This is a genomic window from Sphingorhabdus sp. EL138, assembly GCF_900258045.1.
In the GTDB taxonomy this organism is placed as follows: domain Bacteria; phylum Pseudomonadota; class Alphaproteobacteria; order Sphingomonadales; family Sphingomonadaceae; genus Parasphingorhabdus.
This window is the reverse complement of the sequence record NZ_OGVD01000004.1, coordinates 1254846-1271688: the sequence shown is the minus strand read 5'-3', so window position 1 is coordinate 1271688 and position 16843 is coordinate 1254846. Positions and strand designations below refer to the sequence as shown.

General features: G+C 53.1%; 16 protein-coding genes. 12 read left to right on the top strand and 4 right to left on the bottom strand.

The window, feature by feature from the left end; genetic code table 11:
* The first annotated feature begins 76 nt into the window (after positions 1 to 76).
* The 4 genes from sdhC (at position 77) to DK507_RS16050 (ending at position 3588) form a co-directional block, all read left to right on the top strand.
* Entirely contained in the window at positions 77 to 475 is a 399-nt protein-coding gene (sdhC, locus tag DK507_RS16065; protein ID WP_109357743.1) for a succinate dehydrogenase, cytochrome b556 subunit, read from the top strand.
* 4 nt (positions 476 to 479) lie between these two features.
* The gene (gene sdhD / locus DK507_RS16060) at positions 480 to 869 is read left to right on the top strand and encodes a succinate dehydrogenase, hydrophobic membrane anchor protein (RefSeq protein WP_109357301.1); all 390 of its coding nucleotides are present in this window, start codon (positions 480 to 482) and stop codon (positions 867 to 869) included.
* Positions 869 to 2701: a succinate dehydrogenase flavoprotein subunit gene (sdhA, locus tag DK507_RS16055; RefSeq protein ID WP_109357300.1), complete on the top strand. Its 1833-nt coding sequence runs from the start codon at positions 869 to 871 to the stop codon at positions 2699 to 2701. The genes sdhD and sdhA overlap by 1 nt, the downstream gene beginning before the upstream one ends.
* 71 nt (positions 2702 to 2772) lie before the next feature.
* Positions 2773 to 3588 (top strand): class I SAM-dependent methyltransferase, encoded by an 816-nt coding sequence (locus DK507_RS16050; RefSeq protein ID WP_109357299.1) that lies wholly within the window; start codon positions 2773 to 2775, stop codon positions 3586 to 3588.
* 49 nt (positions 3589 to 3637) lie between these two features.
* Here DK507_RS16050 and DK507_RS16045 read toward each other — a convergent pair whose 3' ends face one another.
* Positions 3638 to 4147, bottom strand: a complete 510-nt coding sequence (locus DK507_RS16045; protein ID WP_109357298.1) for a hypothetical protein — start codon at positions 4145 to 4147, stop codon at positions 3638 to 3640.
* A 19-nt stretch (positions 4148 to 4166) separates the two neighbouring features.
* Entirely contained in the window at positions 4167 to 5294 is a 1128-nt protein-coding gene (locus DK507_RS16040) for an alpha-hydroxy acid oxidase (RefSeq protein WP_254054421.1), read from the bottom strand.
* Positions 5295 to 5445: 151 nt separating this feature from the next.
* Between DK507_RS16040 and creD the strand changes: the two genes are divergently transcribed.
* Positions 5446 to 6861, top strand: a complete 1416-nt coding sequence (gene creD / locus DK507_RS16035) for a cell envelope integrity protein CreD (protein ID WP_109357296.1) — start codon at positions 5446 to 5448, stop codon at positions 6859 to 6861.
* A gap of 9 nt (positions 6862 to 6870) precedes the next feature.
* On the opposite strand, the gene DK507_RS16030 is transcribed toward creD, so the two are convergent.
* The gene (locus tag DK507_RS16030) at positions 6871 to 7779 is read right to left on the bottom strand and encodes a neutral zinc metallopeptidase (RefSeq protein ID WP_109357295.1); all 909 of its coding nucleotides are present in this window, start codon (positions 7777 to 7779) and stop codon (positions 6871 to 6873) included.
* A 126-nt stretch (positions 7780 to 7905) separates the two neighbouring features.
* Here DK507_RS16030 and DK507_RS16025 point away from each other — a divergent pair, with 126 nt between their 5' ends.
* The 4 genes from DK507_RS16025 to DK507_RS16010 all read left to right on the top strand — a co-directional run bounded on the left by DK507_RS16025 (position 7906) and on the right by DK507_RS16010 (position 11098).
* Positions 7906 to 8691: a 3-hydroxybutyrate dehydrogenase gene (locus DK507_RS16025; RefSeq protein ID WP_109357294.1), complete on the top strand. Its 786-nt coding sequence runs from the start codon at positions 7906 to 7908 to the stop codon at positions 8689 to 8691.
* Positions 8688 to 9314: a DUF4893 domain-containing protein gene (locus DK507_RS16020; protein ID WP_109357293.1), complete on the top strand. Its 627-nt coding sequence runs from the start codon at positions 8688 to 8690 to the stop codon at positions 9312 to 9314. Before DK507_RS16025 ends, DK507_RS16020 begins: the two co-directional genes overlap by 4 nt.
* A 68-nt stretch (positions 9315 to 9382) precedes the next feature.
* Complete coding sequence (locus DK507_RS16015; protein ID WP_109357292.1) at positions 9383 to 10711, top strand: amidohydrolase; 1329 nt, start codon at positions 9383 to 9385, stop codon at positions 10709 to 10711.
* A 3-nt stretch (positions 10712 to 10714) separates the two neighbouring features.
* The gene (locus DK507_RS16010; protein WP_109357291.1) at positions 10715 to 11098 is read left to right on the top strand and encodes a hypothetical protein; all 384 of its coding nucleotides are present in this window, start codon (positions 10715 to 10717) and stop codon (positions 11096 to 11098) included.
* A 28-nt stretch (positions 11099 to 11126) separates the two neighbouring features.
* Here DK507_RS16010 and DK507_RS16005 read toward each other — a convergent pair whose 3' ends face one another.
* Positions 11127 to 11549 (bottom strand): hypothetical protein, encoded by a 423-nt coding sequence (locus DK507_RS16005; RefSeq protein WP_109357290.1) that lies wholly within the window; start codon positions 11547 to 11549, stop codon positions 11127 to 11129.
* A gap of 283 nt (positions 11550 to 11832) precedes the next feature.
* Here DK507_RS16005 and DK507_RS16000 point away from each other — a divergent pair, with 283 nt between their 5' ends.
* The 3 genes from DK507_RS16000 (at position 11833) to prsK (ending at position 16842) form a co-directional block, all read left to right on the top strand.
* A complete protein-coding gene (locus DK507_RS16000; RefSeq protein WP_109357289.1) occupies positions 11833 to 13224 on the top strand; it encodes a short-chain fatty acyl-CoA regulator family protein in 1392 nt (463 codons plus the stop codon).
* 131 nt (positions 13225 to 13355) lie between these two features.
* Positions 13356 to 14744 carry a TIGR03013 family XrtA/PEP-CTERM system glycosyltransferase gene (locus DK507_RS15995; protein WP_109357288.1) on the top strand — a complete coding sequence of 463 codons (1389 nt, stop codon included), beginning with the start codon at positions 13356 to 13358 and terminating at the stop codon, positions 14742 to 14744.
* 1 nt (position 14745) lies between these two features.
* Complete coding sequence (gene prsK / locus DK507_RS15990) at positions 14746 to 16842, top strand: XrtA/PEP-CTERM system histidine kinase PrsK (RefSeq protein ID WP_254054420.1); 2097 nt, start codon at positions 14746 to 14748, stop codon at positions 16840 to 16842.
* The last annotated feature ends 1 nt before the right edge of the window (position 16843 follow it).

Genomic DNA, 16843 nt, shown 5'->3' with positions numbered 1-16843 from the left:
CATGTTTTCGCTAAAGCACTGGTTCGTTTACAAAGACTCCGAGGAAGACGCGGGGTCCGTGATCAGGGGACTGAAATTGGTTAAGCCAACGAACCGGCCGTTATCGCCGCATTTGGGAATTTATAAATGGGGACCACATATGCTGGTTTCCATCCTTCACCGTGCTACGGGTGATGCGCTCGCCTTTTTGGGAGCCCCGATATTGGTGTGGTGGCTGTACAGTATTTCTGCTGGTCCAGAGGCCTATGAGACTTTTGTCGGCATTATGACGACAATCCCGGGTTTTATCGTGATGATAGGCATGACCTTTGCCCTGTTCGAACATACATATTCCGGCCTGCGCCACTTCGTGCTTGATGCCGGAGCAGGTTATGAACTTCAGACGAACAAACTATGGTCCGGTGCCGTGCCGGTGCTGGCACTGCTTTCGACTGCCGCTCTCTGGTTTGTCATTTATGCAAAGCTGATTGGATAAGACGATGGGATCAGGAACAAATATCGGCAAGGTTCGCGGTCTTGGCTCTGCTCAGGAAGGCGCTCATCACTGGATCATCCAACGGGTTACGGCGGTCGGCAATCTCGCTCTGATTGCATGGCTGCTCATCTCTTTACTGAGATTGCCCAATTATGAGCATGAATTGCTGATTGGCTGGCTATCCTCGCCGCTGGTTGCGGTTCCGATGATGCTGATGCTGGTGAGTATCTTCTGGCACTTGCGCCTGGGCCTTCAGGTTCTGATCGAGGACTATGTTCCTGATCATGGTATGAAATTCGGCCTTATCATCTTGCTTAACTTTTTCGCCATTGGTGGAGCAGCGCTGGGAATTTTCGCTGTCGCCAAGGTCGCCTTTACCGGAGTGGTCGCTTAATGACTGACACAGATTCAAAACCCGCTTACAAGATTATTGATCACACGTTCGACACGGTTGTCGTGGGTGCCGGTGGATCCGGTTTGCGCGCCACCATGGGTTCTGCCGAAGCTGGCCTGAAAACCGCTTGTATTACCAAGGTTTTTCCAACCCGTTCGCATACCGTTGCGGCGCAAGGCGGCATCGCCGCTTCACTGGGTAACAATACGCCGGATCACTGGTCCTGGCATATGTATGACACGGTTAAAGGCTCTGACTGGCTCGGTGATCAGGACGCGATTGAATATCTCGTCCGCGAAGCGCCACAGGCGGTTTACGAGCTGGAACATGCTGGCGTGCCATTCTCACGCAATGAAGACGGCACTATCTATCAGCGTCCCTTTGGCGGTCATATGCAGAATATGGGCGATGGTCCTCCGGTACAGCGTACCTGCGCAGCGGCGGACAGAACCGGTCACGCAATGCTCCACGCGCTCTATCAACAGAGCCTGAAATATGATGCTGACTTCTTTATCGAATATTTTGCCATCGATCTGATCATGGAAGATGGTGAGTGCCGCGGTGTTATCGCTATCTGCCTCGAAGACGGATCGATCCATCGCTTCCGTGCGCATGCCGTAGTGCTCGCGACGGGCGGTTCTGGCCGCTGCTACTATAGTGCGACCTCTGCTCATGCTTGTACTGGTGACGGCGGCGGCATGGTATTGCGCGCTGGTCTGCCTTTGCAGGATATGGAGTTTGTTCAGTTCCACCCCACCGGCATTTACGGTGCGGGCGTGTTGATTACCGAAGGCGCGCGCGGGGAGGGCGGTTATCTGACCAACTCCGAAGGTGAACGTTTTATGGAACGCTATGCGCCAAGCGCAAAAGATCTTGCGTCTCGCGACGTGGTATCGCGCTGTATGGCTACCGAAATTCGGGAAGGTCGTGGTGTTGGCCCAGAGAAAGATCATATCTATCTGCACCTAGACCACATCGACCCTAACGTATTGGCAGAACGACTGCCCGGAATCACCGAAACCGGCAAGATTTTTGCGGGCGTTGATCTGACGCGTCAGGCGCTACCCGTGGTGCCGACGGTCCATTATAATATGGGCGGTATACCCTGTAATTATCATGGCGAAGTGGTGAATCCGACCAAGGATGATCCGGATGCTGTGGTCCCGGGACTTTATTCGGTCGGCGAAGCGGCTTGTGTTTCCGTGCATGGTGCAAACCGCTTGGGCTCCAACTCACTGATCGATCTTGTGGTCTTTGGCCGCGCAACCGGCCTGCGTCTCAAAGAGAAGCTGAAGCCGGGTGAATCGCACAAACCATTGCCCAAGGATTCAACTGATCTGTCACTGTCCCGTCTGGACCATTTCCGTTATGCGAAAGGCGGCACAACGACCGCCGCACTGCGCACGGAAATGCAGAAAACAATGCAGAAAAACTGTGCTGTGTTCCGCGATGACGAATTGTTGACCGAAGGCGTGACGGCAATGCGGGCGGTGAACAATAAATTGAGCGATGTCAGCGTCACCGACCGCTCGTTGATCTGGAATACCGATCTCATCGAAACGCTGGAGCTCGATAACCTGATGGCTCAGGCGGTTGTGACAATGGAAAGTGCCGCTAACCGCAAGGAAAGCCGCGGTGCCCATATGCAGGAAGATTATGAAGACCGGAATGACAAGGAATGGATGAAGCACACGGTTGCGACATTTGACGGTTGGGGCGGCCCTGACAAGGCGCGCGGCACCGGCAAAGTCGATATCAGCTATCGTCCGGTCCATGACTTTACACTGACCGACGAAGCAGAATATGTGAAGCCGAAGAAGCGGGTTTATTGATTGGCTGCTTTCGCCACATCCTGATGCACTAGTGACCGTTTCCAACCATCCTAACGGAGTTTGCGCCTGTCATGTCCAATGAAGAACAGATCGAATATTGGAATGACAATGCAGGTGTAAAGTGGACCGAACAGCAGGACGTTATGGACGCCTTGCTGGCGCCGGTCACATCCCTATTGATAGATGCTGCCGCGATTGTGCCGGGCGAGCGTGTTCTGGACATTGGTTGTGGTACTGGTGAGACGTCGTTAATTGCGATGGACGCTGGCGCTGAGGTCACGGGTGTAGATGTATCTGAACCTATGTTGGAACTGGCACGGTCAAGGGCAAATGGACGTGGATCGCTTGTGCTGGCTGACGCCGCCGAATATCGGGACGACGAAGGTTTTGACCTGATCATGTCACGCTTTGGTGTGATGTTTTTCGAAAATCCGGTTGCGGCCTTCACCAATATCAAAGCCAATCTGAAACCTGGCGGCAGGATGGTCTTTGCTTGCTGGCAGAGCCCGAAGGTCAATCTGTGGGTGATGGTTCCAATGGCGGCTATTAAGCCTCTATTGCCGGAAGCACCGGAAACTGACCCGCATGCGCCTGGTCCGTTTGCTTTTGCCGATGCGGAGCGGTTGAAAAATATATTGACCGAAGCGGGTTTTGACGAGATTTCGATGGCACCTCATTCTGTTGAGATTTGTATGTCGCAATCTGGTGGTGTTGACGATGCGGTCTATTTTTCATCGCAAATCGGACCAGCTTCACGGGCGCTAGGCGAGGTTGATGATGATCTCAAGTCTCGATTGTTGGCGGCTTTGAAAGAAGCGCTTTCGCCTCATGATGATGGCGGACGCGTCGCTTTGCCTGGTGGTATCTGGATTGTTCAGGCACGTTGAACTGCCGAACCGATCGGCACACAGGAACGCCATCTCTTGATAAAATAGACTATGGACGGGCGGGGGCTTTGCAACCTCTTTCTCTGCCAATACCTTTTAGGAAACCGCGACGAACGACGCCCGCATAGACGGCTCTGTTATATTTGCGTTCGTCGCCTGCTGCCCCGGATACTTCGCGCACAATTCCCCGGAAGGGGATCAATCCGCCCAGCAATCCACCACCGACACGGCTCGCAGTTTCTTCGCGCTTTTCGGCTCTGGATTTATCGACTTTCTCGTTCACATCAGCCGCTAGCACGGAATTCAGTTCCTTGACTTCCTTGATGATCGCGGAGCAGCGGCGCAAACCTTCGAGAGAATAGGGATCTTCTTGAATGGCAATAAGCTTGGCAGGAATTTTGGTCTTTTTTAGGCCGACATCTTTGGCCGGCGTGGTTGCTGCATCCCGGGCATGTTCTTCAGCTGTTTCATCCGGATCGGCTCTTTGTGCCTGCGCTGGGGCAGACAGGAAAAGCAGTGCTGCTGCTGACGTTGTCGCTAATTTTGCAATATGTTTCATCACTTTTCCCTGTTTGTGGTCAAGCTCGATACCGCAAATTGTCGCGGTTCAACTGACCAACGGATGTCACGCCCATAAGTTTCATGTCCCGTTCAATCTCAGCTTGCAACAAGCTGAGGCTACGTTCAACCCCCGCCTGTCCGGCGGCTGCCAGTGCATAAAGGTATAGGCGCCCGCCAGAACAGGCCTTGGCACCGACGCTGAGCGCTTTCAGAACATGGCTGCCGCGTGTGATGCCGCCATCGCATATCACATCAATCTTATCACCCACGGCGTCGCAAATTTCGGCAAGCTGATCGAATGGTGCGCGTGACCCGTCCAGTTGCCGCCCGCCATGGTTGGACACCATGATCGCGGTCGCACCGATATCGACGGCGCGTTTGGCATCTTCCACCGACATAATTCCTTTCAGGCAAAATTCACCGCCCCAGTCCTTGCGGATATCTTCGGCCATCGTCCAGTCCAGCGATTGATCGAGCATGGTCGAGAAATATTCCGCTACCGACAGGGCAACGTTGGTACCCTCAGCGACATGATCCTTGAGGTTAGACAGCTCAAAATTTTCGCGGAACATGTAGTTAAGCGCCCAGGCCGGTTTGGTCGCATAGCTCAGAAAACTGGCGGGCGTGATTTTGGGGGGGCTGGTAAAACCAGAGCGCAGGCAGCGTTCTCTATTGCCGCCCACAATAGTGTCGACGGTCAGGGTAATCGCATCAAACTTTGCCGCCTTACAGCGTTCGACCATCGACTTGTTAAGCCCTTTGTCCTTGTGGACGTAAAGCTGAAACATCTTTGGAGTGCCGATGCTTTCACCGATTTCTTCGATGCTAACCGTGGCCAGAGAGGATATCCCGAAAAAGGTTCCGAATTTCTCGGCCGCTCTCGCTACACCGCGTTCGCCCTGCCAATGAAACAGTCGTTGCAGGGCGGTAGGAGACAGAAATAATGGCATTGCGAGTTTTTGCCCCATGACCGAAGTTGTCATGTCGATATCCTCGACACCGGCCAGCACATTGGGCACAAGATCACATGCTTCATAAGCTTCGGTGTTACGGCGACGGGTGACTTCGTCGTCTGCGGCACCATCAATATAGTCAAAAATCGGGAAAGGCAGGCGCTTTTTGGCCAAAGAACGAAAGTCGTTCACGTTATGGCAATCCGTAATTGTGGTAATTCGTCGCACGTAAGCCTCGATTCGTCGCTCGGATGGAAGAGCTCGGGGTTTATGATTAGAGCAATGGCTGCGGCTTGCAATAGCGGTGGTCCAGCAAATACAGGGATTTAGAGGGAAATTCACTATGACTGAAACCGACGAAGATATTCAATCACCGCGGCGACCGGAACGATCGCCCGGAGCCAAGTTCCTGCTGGTGCTGCTAACCGGCTTTTTGCTGGCAATTCCTTTGTTCGCGAGTTGGTTGCTGATATATGACCGCCAGACGCAGAGTGAGCAGGCGGAGCAATCCATTGTCACCGGTTGGGGCGGGCAGCAGGTATTTGCCGGACCGAAAATCGTACTACCTTACAAGGCCAAGGTGCAGGAATCAGTGGAGCAGGATGGCAAGACCGTAACCCGCACCAATGTCGTGACCCGCGAACTCTATATCTCGCCGGAAGTCATGACCTTTGACAGTGATATCCTGACAGAAGTCAAAAGCCGCTCCATCTATGAAGTGGTGATTTACAACACCAATGTGACCGGCTCTGCTTCGTTTAAACTTCCGGAAGATTTCGATCGCTCCGGTATTGACCGCGCGGACATTGATTTCGCTCGCGCCGAAATCCGCTTTGGCTTGTCCGATGCAAGGGGCCTGTCAGCAGATAACAAGTTGACCGTGGACGGCCAGTCGCTCGTGCTGCAACCTGGCAAAGGTCTTGGCGAGACGGGCAATACCGGCTTCTTTGCCTGGCTGGACGCCACCGCGCTGGCAGATGGTGAAATGGCGGTGAATTTTGACGTGAAATTCCGCGGAACCGAAAGCCTGACGATGGTGCCGGATGCCGGACAAACCAACTGGTCAGTAAAATCCAAATGGCCGCACCCCAGCTTCACCGGCGGGTTCTTGCCGGACAATGAAGTAAGCGATGCCGGCTTTGATGCGAAATATGGTATCTCGAACCTCGCGCTGGGCAGCTCTCTGACATCCACGCAGGCTGGACAACAAGTTTACCCGCAGTCCGGCAATCGATCTTACAGCTCTTATGACGGCGGCGGCGCGGGCAATCCTTCAAGCGTGACCGTAAACCTGATCCAGCCGGTTGACCTCTATGACCAGGTGAGCCGCGCGACCAAATATGGTTTCCTGTTTATCGGATTTACCTTTGTCGCGTTTCTGCTGTTTGACCTGATCGGAGGCGTTCGCATCTCGTCCGTTCAGTATATTCTGGTTGGGGTAGCGCTGGTACTGTTCTTCATCCTGCTGCTGGCCTTTGCCGAGATTATCGGCTTTGCGCTGGCCTATGTCGTTGCATCGATAGCCACTATCGGGCTGATAACCGCTTATGCTGCATCGGTCCTGTCGAGTTGGCGAAGGGCATCGATTATCGGCGGACTATTGGCTGCGCTTTACGGCGTGATCTATATCCTGTTGAGCCTGGAGGCTTACTCGCTGCTTATCGGATCGCTGCTGATCTTTGCTGCACTGGCCGGGGTGATGTTCGTTACCCGCCGACTTGACTGGTCGCGGTCTTTGCAGAAAGGACCGGCGACCTAAGCCAACAGACTAGCGAACCGCGCCGCGTGCGAAAGTATCGCACGCGGCCGGATCGCCAGTTTGCATACCCTTTTTCAGCCACGCCATGCGCTGTTCGGACGTGCCATGGGTGAACATGCTTTCCACAGGGCGTTGTCCAGCCCCGCGCATCAGGGTGTCGTCACCAATAGCATGGGCTGCGGTCAGGCCCTCTTCGACATCGCCGGGTTCCATACGATCGGCATTTTGTGCGGCCCACACACCGGCATAGCAATCTGCCTGCAACTCCATGCGCACCTGAAGTGCATTTCCTTCTGCTTTGCTTGCTCGGCTCTGGGCCTGCCGAACTTGCCGGGAGACACCGCTTAGAGTCTGGATATGATGGCCTACTTCATGGGCAATAACATAGGCTTTGGCGAAATCGCCGCGTGCGCCCATTTTTGTTTCAAGTTCATTGAAAAAAGACGTGTCGAGATAAATGCCTTGGTCGGCTGGGCAATAAAATGGCCCCGCGGCCGAACTGGCAGAGCCGCAGCCGTTCGAACTTACACCGCCCTGGTAGAAGTTGATTGTTGTTGGTTGGTATCGAGATCCATTGGCCTGAAACAGCTTGGACCAGGTCTGTTCGGTAGAAGCCAGCACCTGACCGGCAAAACGTTCTTCCTGAGTGTCATAGGCAACCGCGTCCCCCGACCCGCCGGATTGCGTTCCACCGCCCGTCAACATACCGGCACCGCCGCCGAAATACATAAAGGCCAATACCGCGCCGCCAATCAAAAGGATGGTTCCACAGCCCATTTTCCGGCCGAGCAACATGGGCAGGAAGCTTAGTAGCAGTCCCAGACCGCCACCTCCACCGCCGCCGCCAAATCCTCTGCGGCCGCCACCACTTCCATGGTCGCGGGCATTTTTGCTGGGGTCCAGATCATCTAAACGCATGGCTTCTCTCCTATTAGAGTTCAATTCGCCTGAATCGGACAAAAGCGCAAGCGTTGCGCAATTCTTTTACAAAAAGCCGTTGCAGTCACTTGTGACTGTTTTAAGGTCGCCCAAAGGAGAAAATCTATGTTTCTGAAGGGTAAAACCGCTCTCGTGACTGGGTCGACCTCGGGCATTGGCGGTGGATATGCAAAAGCGCTGGCTGCTGAGGGCGCGGCGGTGATGATCAACGGCTTTGGTGATGAAGGCGAAATCGAAACGCTACGGCAGGAACTGGAAAAGTTGAGTGGAACCAAGGCCGCTTACAGCAATGCCGACATGACCAAGCCGGAGGAAATTCGGCAAATGGCGACAGACTGCACAGAGCAATTGGGAGAAGTCGATATTCTGGTCAACAACGCCGGAATTCAACATGTTGCCCCGGTCGATGAGTTTCCCGACGACAAGTGGGACGCGATCATGGACATCATCTGCAACAGCGCATTCCACACGACCAAGGCGGTTTTGCCGGGCATGAAGGAACGCGGCTGGGGCCGGATCATCAATACAGGGTCTATGCACAGCAAGGTCGCTAGCCCCTATAAATCGGCCTATAATGCCGCAAAACATGCGATTGCGGGATTTTCCAAGACGGTTGCGCTGGAGGTTGCGCAACAGGGAATTACGGTAAACACGATCTCGCCCGGCTATGCGTGGACGCCGCTGGTCGAGAACCAGATACCCGACACAATGAAGGCGCGGAATATGACCCGTGAGCAGGTGATGAATGATGTGCTTTTAGCAGGGCAACCGACCAAGCAATTTGTCCAGATCGATCAGATCGCTGCGTTGGCTGTGTTCTTGTGCAAGGATGAAGCGAGTGCAATCACCGGCGCGAATATCTCCATCGACGGCGGCTGGACGGCCCAATGACCCGCGGGCGGCTTGTGATCATGGCAATGCTGGCGTCGGCCGGATTGGTTTCGGTAGCAGTGGCCAAAGACAGCCCGCATCCGGAATCGCAATGGCGAGAGCTTGCGACAGCGGCAGACCAAAAACGACTGGATGACTGGCAAAAGGCTCTGCAGGAAGGGCGCGCCGGCGCTACCCAAGGCGGCGAAGGGGGCAAACTCTCCGCGAGGAAACCGCTCTTTGAAGAAGAGGCAGCATTGCCGGACAGCAAGATTCCGGCGGGACTTTATTCCTGCTCGGTCACCAAACTGGATGGCGATGCCAGTGGCGGCTTACCTTACATAGCCTATCCGGCTTTTCGATGTCGTGTCACCGTTAATGGTGATCGCCGCCATTTTATCAAACTGACCGGCTCTCAACGCACGACAGGATGGTTGTATGAGGCAGGCACTCGCCATTCCATCTATCTGGGTACGTCATTCTATGGCTATGAAGACAAGGCCGTGCCTTATGGAAAAACGGAAAAGCGGGATCAGGCCGCCGTGGTTGAACGTATCGGTCCGAAACGCTGGCGCATGGTTTTTCCCTATCCCTATTATGAGTCGGTTGTGAATGTCATGGAACTGGCTCCCGTCGCCGATTAAATTTGTGCCTGACAAGCGGTGTTTGAGCAGTTAGGTTCACAAGCTAGTGAAATAACTCGGGGATAGTGATGCGTATGATTTCGAAAGCCGCCTTGGTTGCGGCCAGTACTGTTTTGTTGTGTACACCGGCGCAAGCTGATCCACTGAGAGATGCGATCCAGGCGGACTTGCCATCGCTGATGGAAATTTATCGTGATCTGCATGCCAATCCCGAATTGAGCGGCGAAGAGTTTCAGACAGCGGCCAAGCTGGCGGCTGAGGCCAAGCGGCTTGGCTTTGATGTGACCGAAAAAGTCGGCGGCACGGGTGTCGTTGCGGTGATGAAAAATGGCGATGGCCCGACGGTGATGGTCCGCGCGGATATGGATGCCCTGCCGCTGGTTGAAAAAACCGGACTGCCTTTTGCATCCAAAGTGCGCGCCAAAACCCGAGAGGGCAATGATACCGGTGTGATGCACGCCTGCGGCCATGATACGCATATGACCGGTTGGGTCGGAACAGCGCGCCAGCTGGTTGCGCGCAAGGGCGAATGGTCGGGCACGTTGGTGATGATCCTGCAACCCGCCGAAGAAACCGGGGAGGGAGCCAAGGCGATGCTGGAGGACGGGCTTTATACCCGTTTCCCCAAACCGGATTATGTCATGGCCTTTCATGACGCCGCGGGCGCACCGGCAGGCTTTATCGGCTATTCACCCGGCTATGCGCTGGCCAACGTCGATAGTGTGGACATTGAAGTAAGAGGCGTCGGCGGCCACGGTGCCTATCCGCACACAACGAAGGACCCGATCGTGGTGGCTTCGCGCATTGTCGGCGCGCTGCAAACGCTGGTCAGTCGCGAGATTGATCCGCAAGACCCTGCGGTGGTCACGGTGGGTAGTTTTCAGGCAGGGTTTAAGCATAATATTATCCCTGATAAAGCCAATCTGTTGCTTACGGTTCGCAGTTATTCCGACGAGACACGGGCCAAACTGCTTGACGGGATCAAGCGGATTACCAAAGGCGAGGCGGTAACAGCTGGGCTGCCGGAAGACCGGATGCCCATAATTCGCGTGCGTGATGATGAATTTACGCCTTCAACTTATAACAGTCCCGAATTTACCCGCGAGATGGCAAAGCTTTTTGAAGCGCGCTTCGGCAAACAACGGGTGGTGGAATCCAATCCTGTGATGGGCGGTGAAGATTTCAGCCGTTATCGCCGTGCCGATGAATCAATCAAAAGCATGATTTTCTGGGTCGGCGGTGTTCCGATGGATGAGTATCTGGCTGCGAAAAAGGCGGGTACGAAATTGCCGTCACTCCATAGTCCGCTTTGGGCACCGGATGCGGAAAAAGTCGTCGCAACGGGTGCAGAAGCGCTCACAGCTGCGGCGCTCGATATTATGAAAAAGGGCGGTTAGTGGATGACTGCGACCAGGGCAATCGGCGCGGTCAGCGTTGCTGTTGCAGCAACCGTGTCTATTGCCAATGTTGAAGTACCGGAATCAGCAGAGGCTATTGAAGCGTCATATTTCGAAGGGCGCTGGGCTTTTTCGGAAGAAACTTGCGATCAACCGACAAACTGGACGCTATTGGCTGGCGGCAATTTCATATCGGAAGACTTGACCGGCATTTGGCAATGGTCGGCCGGTCAGTTGAGGCTCAACTTGACCGATCTGGCGGAGGATGAAGAAACAGGCGAGGCAGGAGGTCGTTTCCAGATGGAGGGGCCTGTTACGATATCTGGACCGGATCAATTCATCTTGAATATAGAACCCGACAATTATGTCATGAAACGCTGCGAGTAGGCCGTTCGTCTTTCGCGGTTTGAAATGCTTAGGGTTTCGGCTGCGGTAGCTTCCTGCCACCTGGCGGCGTCATATCGATTGGATTTTCCTTGCTGCCAGGCCCGCCGGGTTTTGGAGCTTTGGAGTAAACCGCCGGGCTGATATAGTTCGTCCGTGCGATCCGTTTTGTGGGTTCGTCGATTGTTGGTCCCGCGGTTCCGGCGATTTCGCCGCTATTACCGGCTGGAGTATCTGCATCGTCAGAATATTCAAGCGGTTCGCCAAAAACAAATTCCTCGGTCCCCTCGTCATCGTCGTAGCTCCATTGGTCTGAAGCACTCGACTTGACTGCAGACTTCGTTTTGGAAGTCTCTTCTGCAATCGGCTCCGCAGCTTTTTCATCATCAACGGGTGCGATGAAGTAAATGAGTGTACCAGTGGAAACGACGAAAAGAATTGCCTGTTTGATCATCAAGAGCACCTAATTTTAGATTTTTATATGATCACCTTAACGGCTCGCCCTTAAAATATGCTTACACCTTGTGCATAAAAAATCCGTCGGAGCGGCAAGGCTCCGACGGATAGCTTTTCCTCCCCAGGAAACTGTTTCGAGACCGATCAAACGGTCCGTTCCCTCATCGTTTGGGTCATCATGAAGAAGGACGCAAAGAAAATTTACAGAATCTAATGTAAATATGATTACTATTTCCATTTAAGCTTGATAATTTGTAAAAATATTTACATGGATATCACCCATGGCAGATCGAAAACTTTTTGCTGGCGCGGTGATAAAGCGGCTTCGCCGGACCGCCAACATGACACAATTGGCGTTGGCTGAGGCGCTGGATATATCTCCCAGTTATCTGAATTTGATTGAGCGGAACCAGCGCCCGTTAAGTGCGCGACTGATGTTATTGCTTGCAGATCGGTTCGATTTTGATCCCCGGCAACTGGTGGCTGACCAACCTGGTGGCGGGGTTGATGGACTTGGCAGGCGTTTGGCTGCTCCCATGTTTGATGACTTGGTCGTTGATCGAGCGGAGTTGGAGGAATGGCTGATTGCGGCACCAAATGCCGCAGAAGCCTTCGTAAGACTATTCGACAGCCGTTCAGCGGGAGGTGATGATAATGCCCCTGAAACTTTGGATCCGTTTCAGTTGGTGCGCACAGAAATTGAACGCTGGCGCAATCATTTTGCTGATCTTGACGCTATGGCCGAGACACTTGCCGATGAGCTACGCCTGGGTGCGGCAGATTTATATGGTGCGATCGCGGAGAGGCTCCGGGTCAACCATCAACTTACCATAAGAATTCTCCCTGAAACTGTTTTGCCGGATATTGTAAGAAGACTGGATTTACATGCTCGGCAGCTACAGCTGTCGGAAATGCTTGATCCAGCCTCTCGTACCTTTCAGGCCGCAGCATTGCTCGGAGAAATTGAGGCCCAGGCCGAAATCGAAGGGTTGGTTTCTGGTGCGGACCTCCCCGATAAAGTGTCAAAGCGCCTGTATCATCGCCATTTATCAAGTTACTTTGCGGCTGCTTTGATGATGCCTTATGCCCGTTTTTTAAGGGCATGTGAGCAAACCGGATATCAAATACAGGTTTTGCAGCGCCGTTTTGGTGCCAGTTTCGAGCAGGTGGCCCATCGACTGACGACTATGCAGCGGGTCGGTGCACGCGGTTTGCCATTTTTCATGATACGGATTGACCGGTCAGGTTTGGTTTCCAAACGTTTCGCAGGTGCGAGCAATGCGTCCCTGGTTGAAAGTGCCCATCGTTGTCCGCTCTGGGAAATTCATCGTGTCTTTGACCGGCCATTGGAGGAAAGAAGCCAGTTGATAGGATTGGAAGACGGGTCGACATGGTTCACTCTGTCGCGCGCAGTTCAGGGGGTAGGAACAGGTGTTAACGGGTATTTTCCAGAATTCGCCGTCGGTTTGGGACTGTCAGCGGATATGGCTGCCGGCTTATACTATGCACGGGGAATTGACCTTTCGACGGAAAGCGCAACACCCGTCGGTCTTGGCTGCCCCGCTTGCACAAGGGACAAATGTCCTCAGCGATCTGCCGCACCAAAAAACCGGACTTTGAAATTTGACGAGCTGGAAAGCGGACTGACACCTTATAGTTTCGTCAATGATTGAGAATCGACTGTCGGAAAACTGAACAATTTTGATGGAATTCCAGGGTTGGTCGGAAAAAGAGTGTAAAATTAACCGACAGCTTACGAATTTTGTCTATCAGGTGAGTGCCTTGCCACAAGATTGCTTGCTTAATGATCAGATTGTTCAAACACTATATTCCCTACCCCATCATTTTTCTGGGGCTTCTGGACTTGTTTCTATTGGTGGTTGCCGCTGAAATCAGCTGGGTATTGCGCGCTAACCAAATCGGGATGAACGCCGGTTCCATTTATGATCGCCCCGCGCCAATCATTAGCTTTGCCGTGGCGCTCGAAATTGCCCTGATTGCCGTCGGGGTTTACGGGAGTGAAGCGCTTCAATCGCTGAGATTTGCAGCAGCACGTATATTGGTGGCCATTTCACTAGGTGTGATTTTCCTGTCTATCGTGGCATTCATACTGCCGGGAACGACGCTTTGGCGCTCGAATTCTCTCTATGCGATGATCTTGTCAATCTTCCTTTTGATGGCCGCGCGAGTGATGCTGGGTACAATACTCGATAGCAGAGTATTTAAGCGCCGTCTTTTGATCCTAGGTGCCGGCCCGAGGGCGAACCGCATCGCAGAACTTGCGAGCAGACAAGAAAGCAGCTTCGTTGTCAGCGGTTACGTAGACATGAATGAAGGTCCCGCTATCGTTAAAACGGCGATAAAACGCACCGACATAGATGATTTGCCGCAACATGTGATTGACCTGGGGGTTAGTGAAGTTGTCTTGGCGCTTGAAGAAAGACGAAATTCACTGCCGGTGGCTGATCTGCTTACGATCAAGACCACAGGGGTTCATGTAAACGATATGTCCAGCTTTCTGGAAAGAGAGACTGGGCGGGTCGATCTCGATAGCGTTAACCCAAGCTGGTTTATTTTTTCAGATGGTTTCTCCTCCGGACGCAGGATATCCACCGTTTTCAAGCGCAGTTTTGATATTGTTCTGAGTTTACTGTTGCTGCTTTTTACGGGCCCTCTCATTCTGCTTTTTGCCGGATTGATAAAGATGGAGAGCCGCGGCGGTGCCTTTTTCAAACAGGAACGTGTTGGGCTGTATGGCCAGAAGTTCAACATTCTCAAATTGCGTTCAATGCGTGCCGATGCTGAAACTGGCGGCAAGGCTGTTTGGGCGAGTGAAAATGATCCCAGGATCACCAGGATAGGGCATTTTATCCGCAAGGTGCGCATAGACGAGCTTCCGCAGGCATGGAGTGTTTTGAAAGGCGAAATGAGCTTCGTTGGTCCACGCCCGGAACGTCCGCAGTTTATTGATGACCTGCAGACCAAAATGCCATTCTATGCTGAGCGGCATATGGTGAAGCCCGGGATTACCGGATGGGCGCAGATCAATTATCCCTATGGTGCATCGATTGAAGACAGCCGGCACAAGCTGGAATATGATCTCTACTACGCCAAAAACTATACGCCATTTCTTGATATCCTGATCCTGTTGCAGACCATCCGGGTTGTGCTTTGGCCAGAAGGTGCGCGCTGAGATGGTGACGATTTTGAGTCAGATCAGCATATTGGGACATGGGCTAGCGGCAGCGCTTTTTGCTGCGCTGACGATATGGCAGTTCCAACGCAAAACCGAGCGGAACAGGACACAGCAGTCACTGGTTCTGGCGCTGGCTTTCACAAGTTTCTGGGCTTTGAGCATTGCGGTGGAAGGTGCCTTTTCACCGATATCCAATTTTGCAGAATCCCTGAGGAACATGGGGTGGCTGATTTTCATGTTTGTCCTTTTGAGGGTAGGTGAGGGGCGTCACCAACCCACAGCTGTGAACATTATATATTTTGCGCTAGCGTTTGTTCTTATCGGCCAAATCGTCGTGGATTCCTTGATTCCGATCTTTACCGGCAGCCCACGTCTTGCCAGTATGGCGGCTTACACCTCGCTGGTGCTTCGTATGCTATTTGCCGTTGGTGCCCTGGTGCTCGTCCATAATCTATATTCGATTTCGGCACCAGAAACGCGTGGAGGCATCAGGCTTCCAATGGCTGCACTAGCTGCGATTTGGACTTACGACCTTAATCTGTTCACGATCACCTATCTGACACAACAGTTTTCGCTCGAACTGACGGCTATGCGTGGACCGGCAATGGCCTGTATCGCGCCCATCCTCGCATTGGCATCGGTGCGAAACACCGAATGGCGTTTGAAACTGTCCCGGAGCGTCGCGTTCCGGTCTTTGTCGCTTGTGGCCATCGGTGGATATCTACTGATGATGATTGTCATTGCAACGGCGTTGCAGATCATCGGCGGGGACTACGCGCGGCTGGCACAGATCAGCTTTCTCTTCGGCACGTCCATCGCGGCATTGCTGCTTTTGCCATCAGGAAAATTCCGTGCCTGGTTTAAAGTCAAACTGGCGAAAAATTTCTTCCAGCATCGTTATGACTATCGGGCCGAATGGATCAGGTTTACCGACACCATTGGACGACCAGGCAGCGACAGTGCGCCTTTTCATGAACGCGTTGTCAAAGCTATTGCCGATATTACCGAATCCCCGGCAGGTATATTGTTGATGCCTGATGATGCTGGCCGTTTAACGCTGCAGTCTCGTTGGAACTGGCCCACCATACATGTCCCTTCGCGAGCCTGTACGACTGGGACAGTGCCATTTTTCGAAGAAACCGGACACATTATCGAATTTGATGCCCTGAGGGCCGATAAGGTCGATCAAATAGATGCCAGCGCTATTCCGGAATGGATGACCAATGATCCACAGACTTGGGCAGCAGTACCGCTGGTCCACTTTGACAGGCTGGCCGGTATTGTACTGCTGGCGAGGCCGCGGATAAATCGGACGCTAGACTGGGAAGATCTTGATATGCTGCGGGTGGTTGGGCGCCAAGTGGCAAGCTATTTGGCCGAAGCGCGCAGTCAGGAATCACTTTCGGAGGCACAACGCTTCGACGAATTTAACCGCCGTATGGCATTTGTCATGCACGACATCAAAAATCTCGTCAGTCAGCTTAGCCTCTTGGCCCGCAATGCAAAACGGCATGCAGACAATCCGGAATTTCAGGCTGACATGATTGCAACGTTGCAAGATTCTGCGGGTAAAATGAATGGGCTTCTGGAGCGGTTGTCACAGCATAACAAAGCCAAACCCGAGGAACCGAAACCGGTCAAGGTCGCAGCTTTGTTGCAATCGATCATTGAAAAGAAACGTCTGCTGCATGCAATTGAGAGCGCACAGATTGATGATCTGACCGCAATGGCCGATCGCACCCGGGTTGATCAGATATTGGGACATCTCATCCAAAATGCGATTGATGCCAGTACGGACGGTCAACCTATATTGATAAATGCACGCCGGCGGGATTTGAGTGTTGCAATCGAAGTTCTGGACCGCGGTGTCGGCATGTCGAGTGAGTTTATCCGCAGTCAGTTGTTCAAGCCTTTTGCGTCCAGCAAGGATGGCGGTTTTGGCATCGGTGCCTTTGAAGCCCGATCCTTGGCGATGGCGATGAACGGCCGGCTGGAAGTGGAAAGTAAAGAAGGCGCAGGAAGCCGATTTACATTGATATTGCCGCTCGCCAGCCATTTGGCAGATGATGAGATAGTAAATGAAAGGGTCGCTTGAA

Excerpts from the sequence above, each read along its gene's own strand:
- DK507_RS16005 (WP_109357290.1), bottom strand. The coding sequence starts at position 11,549 with ATGATCAAACAGGCAATTCTTTTCGTCGTTTCCACTGGTACACTCATT.
- DK507_RS16015 (WP_109357292.1), top strand. The coding sequence starts at position 9,383 with ATGCGTATGATTTCGAAAGCCGCCTTGGTTGCGGCCAGTACTGTTTTG.
- DK507_RS16045 (WP_109357298.1), bottom strand. The coding sequence starts at position 4,147 with ATGAAACATATTGCAAAATTAGCGACAACGTCAGCAGCAGCACTGCTT.
- sdhD (WP_109357301.1), top strand. The coding sequence starts at position 480 with ATGGGATCAGGAACAAATATCGGCAAGGTTCGCGGTCTTGGCTCTGCT.
- creD (WP_109357296.1), top strand. The coding sequence starts at position 5,446 with ATGACTGAAACCGACGAAGATATTCAATCACCGCGGCGACCGGAACGA.
- DK507_RS16030 (WP_109357295.1), bottom strand. The coding sequence starts at position 7,779 with ATGCGTTTAGATGATCTGGACCCCAGCAAAAATGCCCGCGACCATGGA.
- prsK (WP_254054420.1), top strand. The coding sequence starts at position 14,746 with ATGGTGACGATTTTGAGTCAGATCAGCATATTGGGACATGGGCTAGCG.
- DK507_RS16020 (WP_109357293.1), top strand. The coding sequence starts at position 8,688 with ATGACCCGCGGGCGGCTTGTGATCATGGCAATGCTGGCGTCGGCCGGA.
- DK507_RS16010 (WP_109357291.1), top strand. The coding sequence starts at position 10,715 with ATGACTGCGACCAGGGCAATCGGCGCGGTCAGCGTTGCTGTTGCAGCA.
- DK507_RS16025 (WP_109357294.1), top strand. The coding sequence starts at position 7,906 with ATGTTTCTGAAGGGTAAAACCGCTCTCGTGACTGGGTCGACCTCGGGC.
- DK507_RS16050 (WP_109357299.1), top strand. The coding sequence starts at position 2,773 with ATGTCCAATGAAGAACAGATCGAATATTGGAATGACAATGCAGGTGTA.
- DK507_RS15995 (WP_109357288.1), top strand. The coding sequence starts at position 13,356 with ATGATCAGATTGTTCAAACACTATATTCCCTACCCCATCATTTTTCTG.
- DK507_RS16000 (WP_109357289.1), top strand. The coding sequence starts at position 11,833 with ATGGCAGATCGAAAACTTTTTGCTGGCGCGGTGATAAAGCGGCTTCGC.
- sdhA (WP_109357300.1), top strand. The coding sequence starts at position 869 with ATGACTGACACAGATTCAAAACCCGCTTACAAGATTATTGATCACACG.